Raw genomic sequence first — 22,395 nt, 5'->3', positions numbered from 1 at the left:
GCATTATCCGTATCCCGTGCTTACAGCTAGGGAGTTCCCATGGTCGTCTGCGTTTGCAATGCCATACGAGAATCCGACGTTCGCAACTGCGCACGCGGCGGTTGCACTACACCGTGTCAGGCCTTCCGCTCGATGGGCCGAAAACCCAAATGCGGGCAGTGCACATCGATAGCGCGAGCGATTATCGACGAGGAACGCGCCGCTGCATAAGCGTCGCAACAGCTAAGAAAGCCCGGAAAACCGCCATTTTTGGGGGTTGTGCTAATCTGTGTCAGCCCGCTACATGCTCCCCAGAGGTGACGGAGATATGGCCATGCGCGGCGACCCCCAAGTAATCGAATTCCTGAACGAGGCGCTCAAGAACGAGCTGACCGCGGTCAACCAATATTGGCTCCATTACCGGATGCTCGAGCATTGGGGCGTCTACAAGCTCGCCCAATACGAGCGGATGGAATCGATCGACGAGATGAAACACGCCGACTGGCTGTCGGAGCGCATCCTGTTTCTCGATGGCCTGCCGAACTTCCAGCTGCTCGGCCGCCTCCGCATCGGCGAGACCGTCGAGGAGGTTTTGAAGTCGGATCTGGCGCTCGAAGTCGAGGCCACTGTCCAGCTCAAGGGCGCGATCTCGTACTGCGAGGAGGTCAAGGATTACATCAGCCGCGACCTGTTCGCGCGCATCCTCGCCAGCGAGGAAGAGCATGTCGACACGCTCGAACGCCAGTTCGAGATGATCGCGCGGATGGGGATCCACAACTACATCCAGCTGAACTCGATCTCGGAGCATGATTCGCCCAAGGCCGGCGCGGCGCCTTATCTGAAGGGGTGATCGACGGGCGACGCCGGTGATCCGGAGTCGCCTGCAAGACTTAATCCTCCCCCGCCAAGGAGAGGTGTCGCCGAAGGTGACGGAGGGGGAGGACGCGGAACAGCGGTTTCGCTTACCGCCCCTCCGTCAGGCTGACGCCTGCCACCCCCCCTGGCGGGGGAGGACCGAGTTTCCTTAGTCTTCACCGAACCCGGTCGGGATCGCACGACGACCAAAGCCGCCGGCGGCAGGCTTGCGCGCCACGATCGGGTTGGCTTCGCGCTCCAGCAACGTCAGCGTCTCGACGAACAGCGGCCGCAACTGGACGATGTGCTCGAGCGCTTCCTCGGGCGTATCCTGCTTCTCGACACAATCGCGCGCGATGACTTCGATCGCCTCGGCAAGGTCCGCCAGCGGTTCCGCCCCGAACTGCCGCGCTTCGCCCTTCAGCGTATGCGCCGGGATTACCATCGCCGCCGCATTGAGCGACCGCATCGCCGCCTCGATTGCGGCGACCGACTTCACGCCGTCCTCACGAAAATAGCCCAGGATACGGACAAATCCCGCACCCAGTTCACTCCGCGCCTGCGAATATGCCGGCCAGTTGATCAAGGTGCTTCCTTCGAACGACACTGTCGCCTTCTCCCGTTCAGCAATAGCGCCATGAATATTTACCCCGCATTTTACCCCCCTGAGGTAAACGCAGTGTTGTCATACTACCGACAAGTTACGACAAAGGTCCGGTAAAATTCATCCAAAATGATTTCTATCGTCGCACCGGCAGACTCGGCGACCGCGGCGATTTCGGCCGGTGCCTGCGGATCGTCCGCCAACACCTCGATCTTCGGCGTGCCGTCTCGTAACGCACGCGCGAGTCGCACCGCGGGCCAGGGGCAGCGCATGCCCCTGGCATCGATACGCACCACGCCGGACACGACCGCCTAGCTGCCGCCGCCGCCCCTGCCGTTGTCATCGTACGGATTTTTCGGCGCGCGGAACATCAGCCGCACCGGCACTGCGCCGAAGCCCAGATCCTTGCGCATCGAATTGACCAGATAGCGCTCGTAGCTGGCCGGTAGCTGATCGACGCGCGTGCCGAAGATGACGAAGCTGGGCGGGCGAGTCTTGACCTGCGTGACGTAGCGCATCTTGATTCGCTTGCCGCCGGGGGCCGGCGGCGGAGTCGCCTCGATCGCACGCTCGAACCAACGGTTGAGCTCGCCGGTGCCGACCCGCTTCGACCACGCGTCGCGGGTGTCGAAACAGGCCTGGAGCAACTGGTCGATGCCCTTACCGGTCGCGCCGGACACGGTCATCACGGTGACGCCCTTGACCTGGGACAGGCCGTCCTCGAGCGCGCGCTTGACGCCGTTGAACAGCGACGACGCGCTTTCGGCGATGTCCCATTTGTTCAGCGCGATGACGAGCGCACGGCCCTCCTGCAGCACCTTGTCAGCGATACGGAGATCCTGCGCCTCCAGGCCGAGCGTGGCGTCGAGCAGCAGCACGACGACCTCGGCGAAATCGACTGCGTGGAGCGCGTCCTCGACCGACATCTTCTCGAGCTTGTCCTGCACCTTGGCGCGCTTGCGCATGCCGGCGGTGTCGATCAGGCGGACTTTCCGCGCTTCGCCGCCGGTCGGGTGCCAGTCGTAGTCTACGCTGATCGAATCGCGGGTGATGCCGGCTTCGGGGCCGGTGATCATGCGGTCTTCGCCGAGAATGCGGTTGACGAGCGTCGACTTGCCCGCGTTCGGACGGCCGACGATCGCGAGCTTCAACGGCCCTTCATATTCGTTGTCGGGCTGTTCCTCGGGGGGCTCTTCCTTGCCTTCGAGCAGCGGGAGCAGGCCCTCGAACAGGTCACCCATGCCTTCGCCGTGCTCGGCCGAGAGCTGGACCGGGTCGCCGAAGCCGAGCGCCAATGATTCGAGAATGCCGTCTTCGCCCGCGCGGCCCTCGGCCTTGTTGGCGACGAGGAGGACGGGGACGTCGGCGGTGCGGAGCCAGCGGGCGATCTCCTCGTCGAGCGGCACGATCCCGGCGCGTGCGTCGAACAGGAACAGCGCGACGTCGGCCTGCGCGACGGCCGCCTCGGTCTGCTGGCGCATCCGGCCGGGGAGCGTCTGCGCGTCGTGATCCTCGTAGCCGGCGGTGTCAATGATGCGGAATTCGAGGCCGATCAGCGACGCGTCGCCCTCGCGTCGATCACGCGTGACGCCGGGCCGGTCGTCGACCAGCGCGAGCTTCTTGCCGACGAGGCGGTTGAACAGGGTCGACTTGCCGACATTTGGGCGGCCGACGATCGCGACCACGGGGAGTTTGGACATGGCGTGCCCTTAGCGCGTGTCGCGGCAAAGGTCACCTATGTCCCTCGCCCCTCTGGGGAGAGGGAGGGAGGAGCCGTAGGCAACGGAAGGGTGAGGGGGAGTTTGGGCCGGCTCCCGAGCCTCAATCCCCTCACCCTTCCCACCGCAAGCGCGGCGGGCCCCTTCCCTCTCCCCGGCGGGGAGAGGGATTCGACTTCACCTGTAGGCGGTGACCTTGCCCTTCTGGTCGAGCGTGTAGAGCGTCGAGTTGGCCACGATCGGGGGCAGTGAGAACGGCGTCTTCGTCTCGATCGTCGAACTCACCGTGCCGTCGGTCGGCGAGACGAAATTGATCTCGCCGCGCGAGTTGGTGAGGACCAGGCGGTTGCCGGCGAGGATAGGACCGAACCACGTGATCGCGTTGCTGCGCTTCTTCTCGTTCTGGAAGCGGGGCAGCTGGGCGATCCAGCGGGCCTTGCCGTTCGAGCGCGACAGGCAGACCAGGCGTGCGTCGTCGGTGACCACGAACAGCCATTCGCCCGCGATCCACGGCGTCGAGATACCCGCGAAGTTCTGCTCCCACAGGCGCTGGCCGGTCGACAGCTCGAGCGCGACCATGCGGCCACCCTGCCCGACCGCATAGACGCGGCCGCCGTCGATCACCGGTGCGGCATCGATGTCCGACAGGCTCGACACCGAGGTGGTGACCGAGGTGCGCGACAGCGCGTCCTGCCAGAGGATACGGCCATTCTCGTAGCGATAGGCGCTGAGTTCGCCGCTGGAGAAGCCGGCGACCACGGTGCCCTGGCTGACCGCGGGGGCCGCGACGCCGAACACGCCCTGCGTTTCGAGCGTGCCCGACTGGACCCACTGAACCTTGCCGTCGGCCTGGTTGAGCGAGAACACCTGATTGTCCTGCGTCAGGACGTACACCGCGCCGTTCGCGACGGTCGGCGAGCCACGCAGCGGTGCACCGGGCTTGGCCCGCCACAGGATCGCGCCGTCGGCCGCATTCATCGCGACGACGTCACCGACACCGTCGGTGGCATACAGCTTGCCGTCGTCATAGCTGACCCCGCCGCCGAAGCGTGCCGCACTGTTCAGCTTGCCCTCGGTAATGCCCGCGCTCCAGAGCGCAGCACCGGTATCGGCGGCAAACGCATGGACCGTCGCGGTGACATCGGTCACGAACAGCTTGTTGTCCGCAACGACTGGTGCCGCGCCGAGCCGCTGGCGGTTCGAGCCGCCGTCGATCGAGGCCTGCCACGCCCGCTGGGGCTGATCGCCGAGCGCGAGCTGGCCCATCGACTTCGCCGGGTTGCCGCCGGGCTGGGTCCAGGCGTCGTTGACGGCGGGGGCGGGCAGCAGGACCTGAACGTCGGCGATCGTCTTGTCGGTCTCGACCTCGTTCTCCGAGACCAGAATGGAGACGCGGTCGCCGACGGTCGGCGTCTTCTTCACGCCACCCTTGAAGATTCCGCAACCGCTGAGCGCCACGAGCGCGGCGACGGCGACCGTCACCCGATATGTCTTCATCATTGCGCCTTGGTATCCTCGTTTGATGCAGCCGGAGTGATCACCCTGGCAGTAGCGCCCGTGCTGGCAACAGCGTCCACACCCAGTACGCCGGCCATCTGAACCGCGCGTTGACGGATCGTCTCCGGCACGCCGGTATCGCGCGCGATCTGGCCGAACAACGTCCCCGCCTGCTGACGCTGGTTCATGCGGAGATAGGAGATCGCGACCATCTCACCCGCGCTGCCGAGCCACGGACCACCGGGAACAGCGAGCGGACGAAGCCGCTCGACGATGACCTGCGGCTTCAGCGTGTCGAACTCGGCCGACGTCTGGCGAACGAGTGCGAGATCGCGGAACGGCTTGGCCAGCGACGTATCAGCGGCGATCGCACCGAGCTTGGCCGCGGCGCCCTTCAGGTCGTCTTTCTGGAGCAGCACGTCGGCCTGCGTGAACAGCGCGAGCGCACGGTAGCCGTCGCGGTTCGACTTGGCGAGTTCGGCAAGCGGCTTGGCCGCGGCCGCGGCATTGTTGGCGCCGAGCGAGTCGTAGGCGGCCTGAAGCTGCTCACCCTCGACGCCGGCAGCCTCGCCATTGTGATGCTGCCAGTACAGGAAGCCAGCGAGTGCGGCGAGCGCGGCGACGACGCCGATCGCGACCCAGATACCCCAGTTCGTCCAGAATCCGGCGAGTTTGTCGCGACGGAGTTCTTCGTCGACCTCGCGCAGGAATGCTTCATCGGTTTTCGGCGGGAGGGCCAAGGACAACTCCGGAATATTGGGGGGATGGACGGCGCGGACCTTAGCCGCGCCGGGACCGAAACGGAAGCGGATCAATCCTTGGGCACGTAGACCTGCTCGGGCCCCGGGAATGAGCGCGATCGGACATCGTCGGCATAGGTCTGCGTCGCGGACGAAATGGTGTCGGCGATGTCGGCGAACCGCTTCACGAACTTCGCGGTACGCTCGAACATGCCGAGCATGTCCTCGGTTACCAGCACCTGGCCGTCGCACTGCGCCGAGGCACCGATGCCGATCGTCGGGCACGCGATGGTGTTGGTGATCTCGATCGCGATCGGTTCGACCACGCCCTCGATCACCAGCGCGAAGGCGCCTGCCTCGGCGATGCCCTGCGCGTCGGCGACGATCTTGGCGGCTTCCTCGGGCGTGCGACCGCGGGCGCCGTAGCCCCCGAGCACGTTCACCGCCTGCGGGGTGAGGCCGACATGACCCATCACCGGAATGCCGCGCTCGGTGAGGAACTTGACGGTCGGCGCCATCGCGGTGCCGCCTTCGAGCTTTACCGCCGCCGCGCCGGTCTGCTTGAGCAAGAACGCCGCGCTCTCGAACGCCTTTTCGGGCGACGCCTCATAGCTGCCGAACGGCATGTCGATGACGACGACCGCGTGATAGCTGCCCCGCACCACCGCCGCGCCGTGGGCGGCCATCATCTCCAGCGTGACGGGCACGGTCGACGGCAAGCCGTAGATCACCTGCCCCAGACTGTCGCCGACGAGCAGCATGTCGCAATGCGGATCGAGCAGTTGCGCCGTACGCACGGTGTAGGCGGTGAGCATGACGAGCGGCGTCTTGCCCTTCTGGCGGCGGATCGCGGGGATCGTCAGCCGCTTCAGCGGGGCCGGCGTGGGGTTTGCGCGACTCGTCGCGGTGTCGAGGGTGTAGGTCGTGGACATGGCGATGCTAGTAGCGCGCGCGTCGGGGCTCGCCCAGCCTTCGGATCATCGGCCCGGGGGCGATCAAACCGCCCATCCCTTCTGCCGGGCATGGCCGACGAGCCAGAGCGTGAACGCCGCGATCTCGACGACAACCAGGGGCAATCCGAGCGTTTCGCCGGCGCCCTTGCGCGCGACGATATCGGTCGATGCGAACAGCCAGCCGAACTGCACGATCGTGGCACCCAGCGATGCGATCAGGAACGGGCGGGCGCTGGCACGGCGCATGAACAGCAGCACGGCGCCGATCAGTCCGGCCAGCACCGCGACGGCGAACAGCGGAACGTACCAGTTGGGCAGGGCCGCATAGAGTGCCCGGTCATAGGCACTCGCCCTCCCCATGGCGTCGGCGCCGAGCCGCACCTGTTGCAGGAACATGAAGCAGCCGATGAGCGCCCAGGCGACCAAGGCGCCCGTGGTCAGCCGAAACCACAATGGCCCCTGTCGTACGAAGAACATGCCGCCACCCTTGTTAACCCGGCCCGATGGGCCTGAGCCTATTGCTTTAGATCAACAGACTGCGCTTCGAAGGGGCTGCGTGCAAGGGGATGGCATCGGACGCACGTCGAGACAGCATAAGCATGTCGATTGCGCCGAACCGGAGAGACATCGGGAGCTTCCGACTGCGATGCCTCTCCGGGCCGTATTCCGCTCTATAAAACGTCAAACCTGAACGCGCCGTGACGATCAGGGGGCGACGATCAGGGGGCGACGATCAGGTGTGACGATCAGGGCGTGACGATCAGAACGACCGCGAGACGGTCAGGCCATAGGTGCGCGGATCGCCGGGCTGGCCGACGATCAGGCCGGTGCTGCCCGACTGGAGCGCGAGCACTTCGTAATAGCTCTCGTCGAACGCGTTGCGGAGCCAGGCGAAGACGTTCCAGCTGTCCTTCGCCTTGAACCCGAGGCGGAAGTTGCTGAGCGCATAGCCGTTGATGTCGGTATAGGCCGAGCGTGACGGGTTGGACGAGAAGGTCGACCGGTAGCTGCCGTCATAACCAAGATAGACCTGGCCATCGAGACCGGCGAGCGTCGCCGGCAGGTCGTATTCCGCGCCGTAGGAGAACGCCCATTTCGACACGCCGGGCAGGCGCTGGCCGGAGATGTCGCAGTTCTGCGGGCTGATCCCGCCGGCGGTGCCGGGTGCGCTCGGCGTCTGGCCGGCGGTCGCGGTGGTGCCGCCGGACAGTTCGGGCGGGCATGGCGCATCGACGAACTTCACGTATTTCGCGTCGGTGTAGGCGCCGTTCGCGTAGAAACTGAACCGGTCGGTGGGGCGGAACGCCGAGTCGAATTCGAGACCGCGGGTGCGGACCTTGCCGGCATTCGCGAGATAGCCGCGCAGCACGCCGAGCTGGCCGTTGGTGACGGTCGCCTGGTAATCGCTGATCTCGGTCCAGAAGCCGGCGAGGTTCAGGGTAACGCGGCGGTCCAGGAACTGCGTTTTCAGGCCAAGCTCAAAATGGTTCACCTTTTCGGGCTTCACCGTCGCGGCCGAGAGGATCGGGTTGTTGCTGCCGTCGAGCGGCAGGCCGGACAGGTTGATCCCGCCCGATTTGTAGCTGCGTGCGTAGGTCGCATAGGCGTGGATGTCGGACGTCACGGTGTAGGCAGCGGTGATATCCCCCGACAGGTTCCAGTTGTCGAAATCGGGCTGATAGCTCTGCGGCGCAAGCACCCCGCGCTGATCCGCGGTCAGCGCGGTGCCTGTGCCGTTGTTGACGACCGAGACATAGTCGCCCTTCTTCTTGTCGTAGTTCAAACGCAGGCCCGGCGCGATCTGGAACCGGTCGCTGACGTTCCAGGTCAGTTTGCCGAACAGCGCGGCACTCGTATTGGTGAATCCGATCGTGTTGCGCGACGTCAGGCCGTTCAGCGTCGCCGGATTGCGGCCGCCCGCGCTGGTAGGGTTGAGCAGGAACGCGCTCGCCGCCGGACCCTGCACCTGAAGCCCCTGGGTATCGATCGTCTGGTAGAAATAGAATGCGCCGAGCACGTAATCGAGCGTGTGCTTGCCGTTCGAGGCGATCCGCAATTCCTGGCTATACTGGGTCTGTTGCGACGGGTTGGCCGACACCGTCGTGATCGGCAGGCCGATGAAATCGCGATCGTTCGACGGATCCCAGTTCCAGAACCGCCATGCGCTGACCGAAGTGATCGTTGACGCGCCGAGATCAAGATTGCCGAGCAGCGATACGCCGCCCAGCTCCTGCTTCGCGCGCAACGGCGTGTCGACGTCGGTCACCCGGTCGAACGCGTTGGTCGATGGCACTACATAGCCCTGCGCGGCGGCGAGCGCGGCATATTGGCGGTTGAGCGGCCGCTGGGTCGCGCCGGTGCGCGCGTAATATTGCACGCAGCAATTCGGGTTCTGCTGGCCATAATCGCCCGACAGAGCGAGATCGAGATTGTCGGTCGGCTTCCAGTAGAGCTGCCCGCGGACGCTCTTATTGTCCTGCGCATTCAGATCCTTGCCGGTCACGACGTTGTGGATCGTGCCGTCACGCTCGGTCACCGACGCCGACAGCCGGATCGCGAGCGTGTCAGGGATCAGCGGGCCGGACACCGATGCCTTGGCCTGGATGAACTGGTAGTTGCCGGTGGTCAGTTCGATCCGCGCCTCGGGCGTGAAGCTAGGCTTGCGCGTGGTGATGTTGATCGCGCCGGCGGTGGTGTTCTTGCCGTAGAGCGTGCCCTGGGGCCCGCGGAGGACTTCGATCCGCTCGGTATCGGTGAAGTCGAACGTCGCCGAGGCGATCCGGCTGTAATAGACCTGGTCGACATAGATGCCGACGCCCTGCTCGATGCCGTCGTTGGTCAGGCCGAACGGCGCGCCGAGGCCGCGGATATTGGCAGCGGAGTTGCGCGGGTTGGTGGAATAGAATTGCAGAGTCGGCTGGAGTTGCGTGAGGCGGCTGACATTGTAGGCGCCGGTTTCCGCCAGCGCGGTGCCGCCGATCACCGACATCGCGATCGGGACGGTCTGGATGGTCTCGGCGCGACGGCGTGCGGTGACGACGATGTCGCCGCCGCCCTGTTGCTGGTTGCCGAGACGACCAGTGGCCGGCTCGGGCGCCTGATCCGCGGCGGGCGCCTGGGGGGTGACCGGTGGTGGCGTAACGGTAGCGGCCTGACCGGCAAGCAACAGCGCGAGCGTAAGCGACATGAATTTTTCCCCTGAACCTCGGCGCGCAAAGTCTACCGATTTGGGGGATATTCAATGCGAACTTGTCTTTGGGGGCGGAAAGCGCGGCTTCGCGGCACTCGTGCCAGGCTTCAAAAGAGTCGAAGCTGCGTGAAATCTGTCACCCCGGACTGGTTCCGAGGTCCACGGTTCCTCGAACTCACGGCTCTCGACTGTGCGGAACCATGGATGCCGGAACGAGTCCGGGATGACGAAGAGATACAGGACGGCGCTTGCTACACACCGGCTGCGATCCTCCCCCGCCAGGGGGAGGTGTCTGGCCCTTGCCAGACGGAGGGGGAGGTAAGGGTAACGGCTGTTCCGTATCCTCCCCCTCCGTCACCTTCGGTGCCACCTCCCCCTGCCGGGGGAGGATCGAAGTAGGCAATCAGACCAAGCGGCTCTGCTTGACGGCGGCTTCGATGAAGCTGGCGAATAGCGGGTGCGGGTCGAAGGGCTTGGACTTCAGTTCGGGGTGGAACTGGACACCGACGAACCAGGGGTGATCCGGACGTTCGACGATCTCGGGGAGCGTGCCGTCGGGGGACATGCCGGAGAAGACCAGGCCGCCCTGCTCCAGCGCTTCCTTATACCCGGTGTTGACCTCGTAACGGTGACGATGGCGCTCCGAGATTTCGGTGCCGCCATAGATCGACGCAACCACGCTGTTGCCGGTGAGCTTCGCGTCATACGCGCCGAGCCGCATCGTGCCGCCCATGTCGCCTTCCGCAGCGCGTGTTTCGAGGCCCTCGCGGCCCATCCATTCGGTGATCATGCCGACCACCGGTTCGTCGGTCGGGCCGAACTCGGTCGACGACGCAGTGGGGATACCGCCGAGATCGCGCGCGCCCTCGACGCACGCCATCTGCATGCCGAAGCAGATGCCGAAATACGGGATCTTCCGCTCGCGCGCGAACTTCACCGACGCGATCTTGCCCTCCGCGCCACGCTCGCCGAACGCACCGGGGACGAGGATCGCGTCGCACGGCTCGAGTTGCCCGGCGATGTCGCTCTCGGCATTCTCGAACAGCTCGGCGTCGATCCAGCGGACGTTGACCTTCACGCGATTCGCGATGCCGCCATGGACCAGCGCCTCGTTGAGCGACTTGTAGGCGTCCTGGAGACCGACATATTTGCCGACCACGCCGATCGTGACCTCCCCTTGAGGATTCGTCAGGCGGTCCATGATCTCGGTCCAGCGGGACAGGTCGGGCGCCTCGGCGGGTTCGATCCCGAATGCACGGAGCACTTCGATGTCGAGGCCTTCGCCGTGATACTGGAGCGGCACCGCGTAGATGCTCTTCGCGTCGAGCGCGGGGATGACCGCGCTGGCGGGGACGTTGCAGAACAGCGCGATCTTGGCGCGCTCCGACGGCGGCAGCGGATGTTCGCAGCGGCAGACGAGCACATCGGGCTGCACGCCGAGTGCGGCGAGTTCGCGGACCGAATGCTGCGTCGGCTTGGTCTTCAGTTCGCCGGCGGCGGCGATGTACGGGACCAGCGTGACGTGGATGCTGATCGCGTTGCCGCGACCTTCCTCATTCTTGAGCTGGCGAATCGCCTCGATGAACGGCAGCGACTCGATATCGCCGACGGTGCCGCCGATCTCGCAGAGGATGAAATCGATGCCGTCGGTCTCGGCGCGGGCGAACGCCTTGATCGCGTCGGTGACGTGCGGGATGACCTGCACGGTGGCGCCGAGATAATCGCCGCGACGTTCGCGCGTGATGATCTGTTGATAGATGCGGCCCGAGGTGACGTTGTCCGACTGGCGCGATGGAACGCCGGTGAAGCGCTCGTAATGGCCGAGGTCGAGATCGGTCTCGGCGCCGTCGTCGGTGACGTAGACCTCGCCATGCTGATACGGCGACATCGTGCCGGGATCAACGTTCAGATACGGATCGAACTTCCGAATCCTGACGGTATACCCGCGTGCCTGGAGGAGGGCGGCAAGCGATGCCGCCATGAGACCTTTACCGAGCGACGAAACCACGCCCCCGGTGATGAAAATGTACCGAGCCATGGGAAGAGTCTCGTAGCGTGTGTTGGGGACGAACGACAAGCGCCCGCGGATCACGCGGGGCGCATTTATCGGCGAATGGAGTGTTTAGCGGGCGAGTGGGACCGCGGAATTGTCGGCCGGCGTGGTGGTGCCGGCGGGGACACCCGCGTTTTCAGCGCCACCGGCGAAAGGAGCCGCATCACCCTTGGGCTGCGCAGTCGGAACGGCCGTTGCCGCCGCCGGGGTGCGGGCGAGCGACGTGTCGATCGTGGTGGTGCGGTGATTCGCCGCGAGGACCGCGAGCAGGATCGAGAACAGCACGAACATCGTCGCGAGGACGCCGGTCGCGCGGGTCAGGAAATCGGCTGCGCCGCGGGCCGACATCAGGCCGGACGGGCTACCGCCCATACCCAGACCGCCGCCTTCCGACCGCTGCATGAGGATCACCGTGACGAGGGCGGCCGCGATGATCGCGTGGATGACGAGCAGGAAGGCGAACATTGCGCGGAAAACCCCGGAACTTTTGCGAAGGCGCGCACATAGGCGACACCGAGGTTTCGATCAACCGCAACACGGGCTCCGCATATCGCAAGCCAATCGCAAAACGACGGAAACATGACGTCCGGGGGGCGTTGTGAACCCGTAACGACGCCCATGACTGGGTATCGTGTTTATAAATTCAGATGGCGGATCAACGCTGTGGCATCAATGGCAGCCAATACCTTATCGACCTGGATGACCGCTCTGGTGGACTACGTCCGTTCGGGCGAACCCGATCTGACCAATCGTCAGATGGCATTGCTACTGCTTGTCTACCTCAAACCGGGGCCGCACACGGTGCGCGGCCTTGCACGTGCGCTGAACGTATCGAAGCCCGTCGTCACGCGCGCCTTGAACAGATTGGGTGCCCTCGGCTATCTGCGCCGGCAACGCGACGATAGCGACAAGCGTAACATCTTCGTCGCGCGCACCACCGAAGGGGCAGATTTTCTTGAAGAGTTCGGGCAATTCATCGGCGACGGCCCCGCCCCAGCCGGCTCCAACGGCCACGCCGCTCACGCTTGAGCCGTTCGACGAAAAGGCCCGGACCAGCTTCGCGCTGACGGGTCGATCGGTCGATCTCGACCCGCGCACACACGCCGTTCGCCGCGATATCGCCGATATTCGCCTCGCCGAATACGTATTCGCTCCACACTATGCGGTGCCGATGATACGGCCCGTCGCGCGCACAGCTTTGTTGCGCAGCGGACGAGACGAAGCGAGCGATACGATGGTCGACCTCAAACCTGGCGACAGTTTCGAAGTGCTGGAGATTGCCGGCGTTTCCGCATGGGGCGTTGCGCGTCCGAGCGGGCTGGTCGGCTATGTCGAGGCGGCGGCACTCGACCTTTCGACGACGGACGCGACATGACCACGGTCTTCATCGATGGCGCGGTCGGCACAACCGGACTTGAGATTCGCGAACGGCTCGCTCGACGAACCGACATCACGCTGGCGTTGCTGGCGGAGGACCGGCGCAAGGACCCGGCGGCACGGCGCGAGGCGCTGAACGATGCCGATTTCGTCATCCTCTGCCTGCCGGACGACGCATCGCGCGAAGCCGTCACGCTGATCGACAATGCGCGCACCCGCGTGATCGACGCGTCGAGCGCTCACCGGGTCGCTGCCGGCTGGACCTACGGCTTCCCTGAATTGCCGGGCCAGGCGGAGAAGGTCGCGACCGCGATGCGCGTGTCGAACCCCGGCTGCTATCCAACAGGCTTCCTCGCGCTGGTCGGGCCATTGGTCAGCGCCGGGCTTATCCCCGCCGATCTTCCACTCAGCGTCAACGCGACCTCGGGCTATTCGGGTGGCGGCAAGGCGATGATCGCCGCGTTCGAGAATGGCGAGCCCGCGACGGCGTTCCGCGCCTACGCACTCGGCCTCGCGCACAAGCATATCGCCGAGATGACGCAGCATGCGGGCCTCACCCACGCGCCGATCTTCGCGCCAGCGGTTGCGAACACCTATCGTGGCATGGTCGTCGAGGTGCCGTTGCATCTCCACGCCCTGCCCGGCCGCCCGACCCTCGCCGCGATCGAAGACGCCTTGCGCGCGGCGTTCGACGGCTCGACGCTCGTGACGGTGGCACCCGGCGACATCGGCGCGGTCGATATCGAGGAAAATGCGGGGACCGATCGGCTGACGCTGCGGGTCTGCGGCAACGATGCGGTCGGCCATGCACGGCTAGTCGCGACGCTCGACAATCTGGGCAAGGGTGCCGGCGGCGCCGCGGTCCAGAACCTCAACATCATGGCCGGGGTCGACCCGGTCGCCGGCCTGGTTTTCTGAACCGGCCAGTTCCAGGAGCTTTCATGCACCGTAATCCCGTAGCCAAGCTGCTCCTGTTCGGCGCGACCGGCGATCTCGCACAGCGCATGCTGCTGCCGTCGCTCTATGGCCTGCACGCCGACGGGTTGCTGCCCGAGGAACTGACGATCACCGGCGCCGCGCGTCACGAGCATGACGACGAGGATTACCGCAAGTTCGCCAAGAAGGCGCTCGACGAGTTCCTGCCCGAGGATCGCAAGGACGAAAGTGCGATCGGGACGTTCCTCGACCGGATATTCTATCAGCCGACCGACCTGTCGGATCCGGCGAGCTTCCAGCCGTTGGCGGACAAGATCGGCGATATCTCCGGCGGTCTGGCGATCTATCTGTCGACCGCGCCCTCGCTGTTCGAAGCGGCCATCGAAGGGCTGCATAAAGTCGGGCTTGCGGGCGAAACCGTGCGCGTCGGGCTCGAGAAGCCGCTCGGCTACGATCTGGAAACGAGTCGCGAGATCAACGATGCGGTGGCGAAGGCCTTCCCCGAGGAGCGGACCTACCGGATCGATCATTACCTCGGCAAGGAAACCGTCCAGAACATCCTCGCGCTGCGCTTCGGCAACTCGTTCTTCGAGCCGGTGTGGAACGCGCAAGGGATCGACAACGTCCAGATCACGATCTCGGAGACGGTCGGGCTCGAAGAGCGCGCGGGCTATTACGAGACTGCGGGTGCGCTGCGCGACATGGTTGCCAACCACATGCTCCAGCTGCTCGCGCTGATCGCGATGGAGCCGCCTGCGCGCTTCGAGGGCACCGACGTCCGCGACGAGAAGTCGAAGGTTTTCCGATCGTTACGACTGATCAAGCCCGAGGAAGTGCCGCACGTTACCGTCACCGGCCAGTACGGCGACGGCGCGGTGAAGGGGAAGATCGTCAAGAGCTACTCCGACGAACTAGGCAAGCCATCGACCACCGAGACGTTCGTCGCGATCAAGGCGCATGTCGATAACTGGCGTTGGCAGGGCGTGCCGTTCTACCTGCGCACCGGCAAGCGCATGGCCACGCGCCAGAGCGAGATCGCGATCCAGTTCAAGTCGGTGCCGCACTCGATGTTCGCTGGGCGCGGTGGCCTGTTGCAGCCCAACATGCTGATTATCCGCCTCCAGCCGGAGGAATATGTCCAGCTGCTGGTGATGGCGAAGGAGCCGGGTCTCGACCGTGACGGCGTCCGCCTGCGCGAAGTGCCGCTGAACCTCAGCATGGACGCCGAGTTTGCCGGCACGCGTCGGCGCATCGCCTATGAACGCCTGCTGCTCGACCTGATCGAGGGCGACCAGACGCTGTTCGTGCGCCGCGACGAGGTCGAGGCCCAATGGACCTGGATCGATGCGATCCGCGAGGGCTGGAAGGCCAACGCGATGAAGCCCAAAAGCTATGCGTCGGGTAGCTGGGGTCCGTCCGCGGCGATCGCGCTGACCGAGCGTGACGGGGTGACCTGGCAGGACGACTGAGTTTGTTTTCTTCCGTTCGTCCCGAGTAGCCTTCGAGCGAAGTCGAGAAGGCGTATCGAGGGATCGGCCCGATTGTGGCATTATACCTCGATACGGGATCTCGACTTCGCTCGATCCCTACTCGGCACGAACGGCATTTTTGACAGCAATTTTCTGAGTGAGTTCAAGTTTATGACCGAAATCGAATGGTGGGATTACGAGGATTCCGACGAGCTCGCCAATGCAGTCGCAGGCGATATCCAGTTCGTCATCGAGAGTGCGCTCGACGCGCGCGGCTCGGCGGTGATCGCGCTCGCGGGCGGCAAGACGCCGTTCGCGGCATATGAGAAGCTCGCCCAGGCGAAGCTCGACTGGAAGAAGGTCACGATCATCCCCGGCGACGAGCGTATCGTGAAGCTCGGCGATCCGCTGTCCAACGTGACGGCGCTGGCGAAGATCTTCCTCCCCAAGGGCGCGCGCGTGAAGCCGATCGTTCCCGAGGCGATGTCGGACTACAAGGCTGCCGGTCGCTCGGCGGATGCGCTGATGCAGGATCTGCACTGGCCGCTCGACTTCTGCCTGCTCGGCATGGGCGGCGACGGGCATACCGCGTCGATCTTCCCCGGCCCCGATTACGACGAGGCGCTGAGCGGTCCCAAGGAACGTCGTGCGCTCGGCGTGATGCCCGATCCGCTCCCGCCAGAGGCACCGCTTGCACGCGTAACGCTGTCGGCCGCGGCGATCGCATCGTCGAAGGCGCTGATGATCATGATCACCGGCGACGCGAAGAAAAAGGTGCTGGAGCAGGCGATCGAACAGGGGCCGTCGTCGTCCTACCCGATCGGCCGCGTGCTGGCCGAGGTCGAGCTGCCGGTCGACGTGCACTGGGCGCCGTGACGATGCTCAACGCCGTCGTCTCCGCGGTCACCGACCGGATCATCGAACGCTCGCGCGACAGCCGCGCCGCCTATCTCGCGCTGATCGAGCGCGAGGCGGCGGCGCAGGTCCGTCGTCCGGGCTTAGGCTGCGCGAACCTCGCCCACGCCTATGCCGGGACCGAGGAGGACCGCGACGCGATGAAGGCCGATGCCGGCATGAACATCGGCATCGTCACCGCGTATAACGACATGCTGTCGGCGCACGCGGTCTATTGTCGCTACCCCGAGCTGATGAAGATCTGGGCGCGTGAGGCCGGCGCGACCGCGCAGGTCGCGGGCGGCGTGCCGGCGATGTGCGACGGCGTGACGCAGGGCTATCCGGGCATGGAGCTGTCGCTGTTCAGCCGCGACACCATCGCGCTGAGCACGGCGATCGCGCTGTCGCACGGCACATTCGAGGGCGCGGCGCTGCTCGGCATCTGCGACAAGATCGTGCCGGGTTTGCTCATGGGCGCGCTACGGTTCGGGCATCTGCCGATGGTGCTGATCCCCGGCGGACCGATGCCCACGGGCCTGCCCAACAAGGCCAAGGCCGCCGTCCGCGAGAAATTCGCCGAGGGGCTGGTAGGGCGCGAGGAACTGCTCGAGGCCGAGATTGGCGCGTATCATTCGAAGGGTACGTGCACCTTCTACGGCACCGCGAACACCAACCAGATGATGATGGAGGTCATGGGCCTCCACATGCCGGGCGCGGCGTTCGTCAATCCGGGTACCAAGCTGCGCCAGGAACTGACGCGGGCGGCGGTGCACCGGCTGGCGAAGATCGGCGCACGCGGCGATTCGTATCGGCCGCTCGGGCATTGCGTCGACGAGAAGGCGATCGTGAACGCCGCGGTCGGCCTGCTCGCGACCGGCGGCTCGACCAACCATCTGCTCCACGTGCCGGCGATCGCTCGCGCGGCGGGGATCATCATCGACTGGGAGGATTTCGACCGCCTCTCCTGCGCGGTACCACTGATCGCGCGCGTCTATCCCAACGGCTCGGCGGACGTGAACGCGTTCGAGGCAGCCGGCGGCATGCCCTACGTGATCCGCGAACTGCTCGGCGAAGGTCTGTTGCACGGCGATATCATGACGATCGGCGGCGAGGATCTGTCGGCATATTCGAAGACCGCGGTCGTAGAAGGCGATACGCTCGCCTGGCGCGATACGCCGGACAGCGGCGACGAGACGATCCTGCGCCCCGCCACCGCACCGTTTTCGCCGGATGGGGGCATGCGGATCCTCGCGGGCAATATCGGCCGCGCGTGCATCAAGGTTTCCGCGGTCGAGCGCGAGCGGTGGATCGTCGAGGCGCCTGCGATGGTGTTCGATGATCAGCTCGACGTGATCGAAGCATTCAAGCGCGGCGAACTGGAGAAGGACGTCGTCGTCGTCGTCCGCTTCCAGGGGCCGCGGGCGAACGGCATGCCCGAACTGCACAAGCTGACGCCGCCGCTGGGGGTGTTGCAGAATCGTGGGTTCAAGGTGGCGCTGGTCACCGATGGGCGGATGTCGGGGGCGAGCGGGAAAGTGCCGTGCGCGATCCATTGCTCGCCCGAGGCGCTGCTGGATGGCGCGATTGGGTTGATACGCGATGGCGACATGATCCGGGTGGATGCGGTCAACGGCACGCTGGAGGCGCTGGTCGATGCCGACGAGTGGGCGACGCGCCGCATGGTCGCGGTACCGCCACCGGTGAGCGGCATGGGGCGCGAGCTGTTCGGGATGTTCCGCGGGCTTGCCGACGAGGCCGAAAAGGGTGCGTCGGCGATGCTGGCGGGCGCTGGGCTGTAAGTAGGGTTCCGTTCGTCCCGAGTAGGGATCGAGCGAAGTCGAGAGCCCGTATCGACGGACACCCCGCGGCATGTCCGTCGATACGCCATCTCGACAAGCTCGACGGCTACTCGGGACGAACGGAAGTATGTTGGAGAGAGACGAATGGAAATCGTAGCGGCAGATATCGGCGGGACGCACGCGCGCTTCGCGATCGCCGAGGTCGAGAACGGCCGCGTCGTGTCGCTCGGCGAACCGGCGACGCTGAAGACCGCGGACCACGCGTCGCTCCAGACCGCGTATCAGGCGTTCGAGGCGGGGCTCGGTCGCCCCCTCCCCCGCGCACTGGCGATCGCGGTCGCGTCGCCGGTCGCGAACGACGTCATCCGGCTGACCAATAACCCGTGGATCATCCGCAAGTCGTTGATCACCGAGCGGCTGAAGGCCGACCAGTGGGTGGTGGTCAACGATTTCGGCGCGGTCGGCCATGCCGTCGCGCAGGTGCCGAGCAGCGACTTCATCCATCTCTGCGGGCCCGATACGCCGCTGCCATCCGAGGGCATCACGACGATCTGCGGCCCCGGTACCGGGCTCGGCGTCGCGCAGTTGCTGCGCCGGAAAAACGGCTATCAGGTCCTGGAGACTGAGGGCGGGCATATGGACTTCGCCCCGCTCGACGGGATCGAGGATGCTTTGCTCAAGCGGCTGCGGAAGACGTTCACGCGCGTTTCGGCCGAGCGCGTCGTCGCTGGACCCGGCATCGTCGCGATCTACGAGACGCTCGCCGCGCTGGAGGGCCGCGCGGTCCCCAGCCATGACGACAAGACGATCTGGACCGAGGCGATCGACGGCACCGATTCGATCGCGCTCGCCGCGCTCGATCGGTTCTGCCTCGCGCTCGGCGCGGTCGCCGGCGATCTGGCGCTGGCGCAGGGCGCGAAGGCGGTCGTGATCGCCGGCGGCCTCGGCTTCCGGATCAAGGATCGCCTGATACGCTCGGGCTTCGACCAGCGCTTCGTCGCCAAGGGCCGCTTCCAGGGCATGATGGCGGCGATGCCCGTCAAGCTCATCACCCATCCCCAGCCCGGCCTGTTTGGCGCCGCGGCCGCCTTCGCACAGGAACATACGCAATGACCGCAACCCCCTTGCGCACAATCGCTGACATCATGCAGACCAGCGCCGTCATCCCGGTGCTAGTGATCGAGGACGCCGCGCTCGCCCGTCCGCTCGCCGAGGCGCTGGTCGCGGGTGGCCTGCGCGTGCTCGAAGTGACGTTGCGCACCGGCGCCGCGCTGGAGGCAATAGCGGAAATGAAGAAGGTGCCGGGCGCGATCGTCGGTGCCGGGACTGTCGTCAACACGCAGCAGTTTGCGCAGGTGCGCGATGCCGGTGCGGAATTCATCGTCTCGCCGGGCCTGACCGAACGCCTCGCCATGCCGATTATCGAGAGCGGCATTCCATTCCTGCCGGGAATCGCCAATGCGGCGGATATCATGACCGGGCTCGACCTGGGGCTGACGCACTTCAAGTTCTTCCCGGCCGAGGCGAATGGCGGGTTGAAGGCGCTGAAGGCTCTGGCCGCGCCGTTTTACCAGTGCAGATTCTGCCCGACCGGCGGGATCACCGAGGCGAGCGCCCCCGAATGGCTGGCGTTCAAGCCGGTGCTCTGCGTGGGCGGGAGCTGGGTGACCGGCGGGACGATGGCCGAGATCGAGATCAAGGCGCGCGCGGCCAACGCGTTACGGGGTTAGGCTTCCCCTTCCTTGAAAGGAAAGGGCTGATCTTCTTCCCCCCCCCCGGAAGGAGGGGCTTATCTTCTTCACCCCTCCCTGGAAGGGAGGGGCCGGGGGTGGGTCGGCCGCTTGGCGGACGCTCCGGCAGTTGCAGACCAACCCACCCCCTACCCCTCCCTTTCAGGGAGGGGAGCCGGACGGTGGCTACATTTCGCCGCGGGCTTTGCGGATGGCGTACCATTTCTTCACGTTGGCGTTGTGTTCGGCCAGCGTGTTCGCGAACACGTGGCCGCCGGTGCCGTCTGCTACGAAGTAGAGCGCGTTCGTTTGAGCCGGGTCGAGCACCGCGTCGATCGAGGCGCGGCCGGGGTTGGCGATCGGGCCGACCGGCAGGCCGGCTTCGGCATAGGTGTTGTAGCCGTTCTTCGCGTGCAGTTCCGATCGCAGGATGCGGCGGCCTAGCGGGCGGCCCTTGGTGATCGGGTAGATCACCGTGGGGTCCGCCTGAAGCGGCATGCCGCCCCGCAGGCGATTGCCGTAGACCGCAGCGACGGTGCGGCGTTCGGACGGCTTGCCGGTTTCCTTCTCGACGATCGAGGCGAGGATGATCGCCTGTTCGGGAGTCGTCACCGCGATGCCGGACTTGCGCGCGGCCCAGGCTGTCGCGAGGTAGGTCTTCATCGCCGCCTGCATCCGCGTGACGACCGAGGCGCGGGTATCGCCGGCCTGGAAGGCGTAGCTGTCGGGGAGGATCGAGCCTTCAGCGGGGACGGGCACGGTGCCGGCCAAGCCGTCGGCCTTCATCAGCGCGTCGTGGACGAGGACCGAGGGATAGCCTTCGGGGACGACGACGAGGCGCTGGACGACCTTGCCGCCCTGCATCAGTTTCAGGATGTCGGACTGGCTGGTGTGCGGCGCGATGCGGTATTCGCCCGCCTTGATCGGATCGCCTGAGCCGAACAAGCGGGCGTACAGGCGGAAGCGGCGGGCCGAGGGGATCGCGCCGGCCTTTTCGAGTTCGGTGGCTGCGCCGGCCAGCGTACTGCCCTCGCCGATCTGCACGGTCAGCGTGCGCGGTGCTGGGCCAGCGCCGCCCCAGCCCTGGACGACCAGGAACAGCGCCACGACTGCCGCCAAGCCTAAGACGAGTCCGAAACAGCCGACCTTGCGCATTGGTACTCCTTGGATCACCGCGAAGGCGGGGACCCAGTCTGGGCCCCCGCCTTGGGCCCCATCAAAGTATTACTTTGATGGGTGACCCTTCGCGGGGGAACAGGATTACTGGACCTTGGTCATCACCAGCGAGGCGTTGGTGCCGCCGAAACCGAACGAGTTGTTCAGCACCGCGCGGACTTCGCGCTTCTTTGCGACGTGGGGCACGAGGTCGACACCCACGCAGCTGTCGCTCGGATTGTCGAGGTTCAGCGTCGGCGGGACGATCTGGTCGCGCAGCGCGAGGATGCAGAAGATGCTCTCGACCGCGCCGGCACCGCCGAGCAGATGGCCGATCGCGGACTTGGTCGACGACATCGACAGATCCGAGATCGCATCGCCGAACAGGCGACGGACCGCACCGAGTTCGAGTTCGTCACCCAGAGGCGTCGAGGTGCCGTGCGCATTGATGTAGTCGATGTCCTCGAGCTTGAGGCCCGACTTCTTGATCGCCATCTGCATCGATCGGAACGCACCGTCGCCTTCCGGATGCGGCGCGGTGACGTGGTACGCGTCGCCCGACAGGCCGTAGCCGATCACCTCGGCATACATCTTCGCGCCGCGCGCCTTGGCGTGCTCGTATTCCTCGAGCACCAGCACGCCTGCGCCCTCGCCCATCACGAAGCCGTCGCGGTCCTTGTCGTACGGACGCGAAGCCTTTTCGGGCGAATCGTTGAAGTTGGTCGACAGCGCGCGCGCCTGTGCGAACCCGGCGATGCCGAGCGGGCAGACCGTGCCCTCCGCGCCGCCCGCGAGCATCACGTCGGCGTCGTCCATCGCGATCATCCGCGCGGCATCGCCAATAGCGTGCGCGCCGGTCGAGCAGGCGGTGACGACCGCGTGATTCGGACCGCGCAGGCCGTATTTGATCGAGACCTGGCCCGAGATCAGGTTAATCAGGCGACCGTGCACGAAATGCGGCGAGACTCGGCGGGGGCCCTTGGTGTGGAGCACGATCGATTCGCTCTCGATGCCCGGCAGGCCACCGATGCCCGAGCCGATCGAGACGCCGGCACGCCAGCTCTCTTCAAGCGTCATTTCAGTCAGCCCGGCGTCTTCCAGAGCCTGGCCTGCGGCGTCGATGCCATAGATGATGAAAGGATCGACCTGGCGCTGGACCTTGTGGTCGACGCGCTTGCCGGGATCAAAGCCATATTCGTGGTCGGCCGGCTTCACCTCGCACGCGATGCGGCACACCTGATCCGACGCGTCGAAGCGCGTGATCGGGCCCGCACCCGACTTGCCGGCGAGGATATTCGCCCAGGCCGTTTCAACATCCGCCCCCAGAGGGGTGACCAGGCCTAGCCCGGTTACGACGACACGCCGCATGGCTTCAAACTCCGTCTGCTCTCAAAACGAAACGGCTCCCCGCCCTCTTTGCCCAAGGACGGGGAGCCGCTCAAATCA

The 22,395-nt window shown here is 65.6% G+C and carries 22 protein-coding genes; 10 read left to right on the top strand and 12 right to left on the bottom strand.

Annotated features, from left to right (window positions below; translation table 11 throughout):
• Positions 1–39 precede the first annotated feature (39 nt).
• Both H8S47_RS18810 and bfr read left to right on the top strand, forming a co-directional pair.
• On the top strand, positions 40–210 hold the full coding sequence (locus H8S47_RS18810) for a (2Fe-2S)-binding protein (RefSeq protein ID WP_082441433.1): 171 nt from the start codon (positions 40–42) through the stop codon (positions 208–210).
• A 103-nt stretch (positions 211–313) separates the two neighbouring features.
• Positions 314–829, top strand: a complete 516-nt coding sequence (bfr, locus tag H8S47_RS07205; RefSeq protein ID WP_056486959.1) for a bacterioferritin — start codon at positions 314–316, stop codon at positions 827–829.
• 174 nt (positions 830–1,003) lie between these two features.
• Here the strand turns inward: bfr and H8S47_RS07200 are convergent, their stop codons facing one another.
• The 10 genes from H8S47_RS07200 to secG all read right to left on the bottom strand — a co-directional run bounded on the left by H8S47_RS07200 (position 1,004) and on the right by secG (position 12,054).
• A complete protein-coding gene (locus tag H8S47_RS07200; RefSeq protein WP_214654991.1) occupies positions 1,004–1,420 on the bottom strand; it encodes an Hpt domain-containing protein in 417 nt (138 codons plus the stop codon).
• A gap of 104 nt (positions 1,421–1,524) precedes the next feature.
• Positions 1,525–1,743: a sulfurtransferase TusA family protein gene (locus H8S47_RS07195; RefSeq protein ID WP_328805452.1), complete on the bottom strand. Its 219-nt coding sequence runs from the start codon at positions 1,741–1,743 to the stop codon at positions 1,525–1,527.
• Between the two features lie 6 nt (positions 1,744–1,749).
• The gene (der, locus tag H8S47_RS07190) at positions 1,750–3,138 is read right to left on the bottom strand and encodes a ribosome biogenesis GTPase Der (protein WP_187503219.1); all 1,389 of its coding nucleotides are present in this window, start codon (positions 3,136–3,138) and stop codon (positions 1,750–1,752) included.
• Between the two features lie 195 nt (positions 3,139–3,333).
• Entirely contained in the window at positions 3,334–4,656 is a 1,323-nt protein-coding gene (locus tag H8S47_RS07185) for an outer membrane protein assembly factor BamB family protein (protein WP_187503218.1), read from the bottom strand.
• Positions 4,653–5,393, bottom strand: coding sequence for a tetratricopeptide repeat protein (locus H8S47_RS07180; RefSeq protein ID WP_187503217.1), 741 nt, complete (start codon positions 5,391–5,393; stop codon positions 4,653–4,655). The genes H8S47_RS07185 and H8S47_RS07180 overlap by 4 nt, the downstream gene beginning before the upstream one ends.
• A gap of 71 nt (positions 5,394–5,464) precedes the next feature.
• A complete protein-coding gene (gene panB / locus H8S47_RS07175) occupies positions 5,465–6,325 on the bottom strand; it encodes a 3-methyl-2-oxobutanoate hydroxymethyltransferase (RefSeq protein WP_187503216.1) in 861 nt (286 codons plus the stop codon).
• Positions 6,326–6,388: 63 nt separating this feature from the next.
• Positions 6,389–6,823, bottom strand: coding sequence for a hypothetical protein (locus H8S47_RS07170; protein ID WP_187503215.1), 435 nt, complete (start codon positions 6,821–6,823; stop codon positions 6,389–6,391).
• 283 nt (positions 6,824–7,106) lie between these two features.
• The gene (locus tag H8S47_RS07165) at positions 7,107–9,533 is read right to left on the bottom strand and encodes a TonB-dependent receptor (protein WP_187503214.1); all 2,427 of its coding nucleotides are present in this window, start codon (positions 9,531–9,533) and stop codon (positions 7,107–7,109) included.
• A gap of 406 nt (positions 9,534–9,939) precedes the next feature.
• Positions 9,940–11,574, bottom strand: a complete 1,635-nt coding sequence (locus tag H8S47_RS07160) for a CTP synthase (RefSeq protein ID WP_187503213.1) — start codon at positions 11,572–11,574, stop codon at positions 9,940–9,942.
• Between the two features lie 84 nt (positions 11,575–11,658).
• A complete protein-coding gene (secG, locus tag H8S47_RS07155) occupies positions 11,659–12,054 on the bottom strand; it encodes a preprotein translocase subunit SecG (protein ID WP_133030593.1) in 396 nt (131 codons plus the stop codon).
• 234 nt (positions 12,055–12,288) lie between these two features.
• Between secG and H8S47_RS07150 the strand changes: the two genes are divergently transcribed.
• The 8 genes from H8S47_RS07150 to eda all read left to right on the top strand — a co-directional run bounded on the left by H8S47_RS07150 (position 12,289) and on the right by eda (position 19,794).
• Complete coding sequence (locus H8S47_RS07150) at positions 12,289–12,618, top strand: MarR family transcriptional regulator (protein ID WP_132897785.1); 330 nt, start codon at positions 12,289–12,291, stop codon at positions 12,616–12,618.
• Positions 12,619–12,760: 142 nt separating this feature from the next.
• Entirely contained in the window at positions 12,761–12,964 is a 204-nt protein-coding gene (locus H8S47_RS07145; RefSeq protein WP_235982672.1) for a hypothetical protein, read from the top strand.
• Positions 12,961–13,884, top strand: a complete 924-nt coding sequence (gene argC / locus H8S47_RS07140; RefSeq protein ID WP_187503212.1) for an N-acetyl-gamma-glutamyl-phosphate reductase — start codon at positions 12,961–12,963, stop codon at positions 13,882–13,884. Before H8S47_RS07145 ends, argC begins: the two co-directional genes overlap by 4 nt.
• A 23-nt stretch (positions 13,885–13,907) precedes the next feature.
• The gene (gene zwf, locus H8S47_RS07135; protein ID WP_187503211.1) at positions 13,908–15,371 is read left to right on the top strand and encodes a glucose-6-phosphate dehydrogenase; all 1,464 of its coding nucleotides are present in this window, start codon (positions 13,908–13,910) and stop codon (positions 15,369–15,371) included.
• 171 nt (positions 15,372–15,542) lie between these two features.
• Complete coding sequence (pgl, locus tag H8S47_RS07130) at positions 15,543–16,247, top strand: 6-phosphogluconolactonase (RefSeq protein WP_132739130.1); 705 nt, start codon at positions 15,543–15,545, stop codon at positions 16,245–16,247.
• Positions 16,248–16,249: 2 nt separating this feature from the next.
• A complete protein-coding gene (gene edd / locus H8S47_RS07125) occupies positions 16,250–18,064 on the top strand; it encodes a phosphogluconate dehydratase (protein ID WP_187503264.1) in 1,815 nt (604 codons plus the stop codon).
• A 144-nt stretch (positions 18,065–18,208) separates the two neighbouring features.
• Positions 18,209–19,177 carry a glucokinase gene (glk, locus tag H8S47_RS07120; RefSeq protein ID WP_187503210.1) on the top strand — a complete coding sequence of 323 codons (969 nt, stop codon included), beginning with the start codon at positions 18,209–18,211 and terminating at the stop codon, positions 19,175–19,177.
• Positions 19,174–19,794 (top strand): bifunctional 4-hydroxy-2-oxoglutarate aldolase/2-dehydro-3-deoxy-phosphogluconate aldolase, encoded by a 621-nt coding sequence (eda, locus tag H8S47_RS07115; RefSeq protein ID WP_187503209.1) that lies wholly within the window; start codon positions 19,174–19,176, stop codon positions 19,792–19,794. The genes glk and eda overlap by 4 nt, the downstream gene beginning before the upstream one ends.
• 186 nt (positions 19,795–19,980) lie before the next feature.
• On the opposite strand, the gene mltG is transcribed toward eda, so the two are convergent.
• The gene (mltG, locus tag H8S47_RS07110; RefSeq protein ID WP_187503208.1) at positions 19,981–20,949 is read right to left on the bottom strand and encodes an endolytic transglycosylase MltG; all 969 of its coding nucleotides are present in this window, start codon (positions 20,947–20,949) and stop codon (positions 19,981–19,983) included.
• 105 nt (positions 20,950–21,054) lie between these two features.
• Entirely contained in the window at positions 21,055–22,317 is a 1,263-nt protein-coding gene (fabF, locus tag H8S47_RS07105) for a beta-ketoacyl-ACP synthase II (protein WP_187503207.1), read from the bottom strand.
• Positions 22,318–22,395 lie beyond the last annotated feature (78 nt).

Source organism: Sphingomonas albertensis (assembly GCF_014358075.1).
Classification (GTDB): domain Bacteria; phylum Pseudomonadota; class Alphaproteobacteria; order Sphingomonadales; family Sphingomonadaceae; genus Sphingomonas; species Sphingomonas albertensis.
The sequence above is the reverse complement of the archived record's forward strand: the minus strand, read 5'-3'. Positions and strand labels throughout refer to the sequence as shown.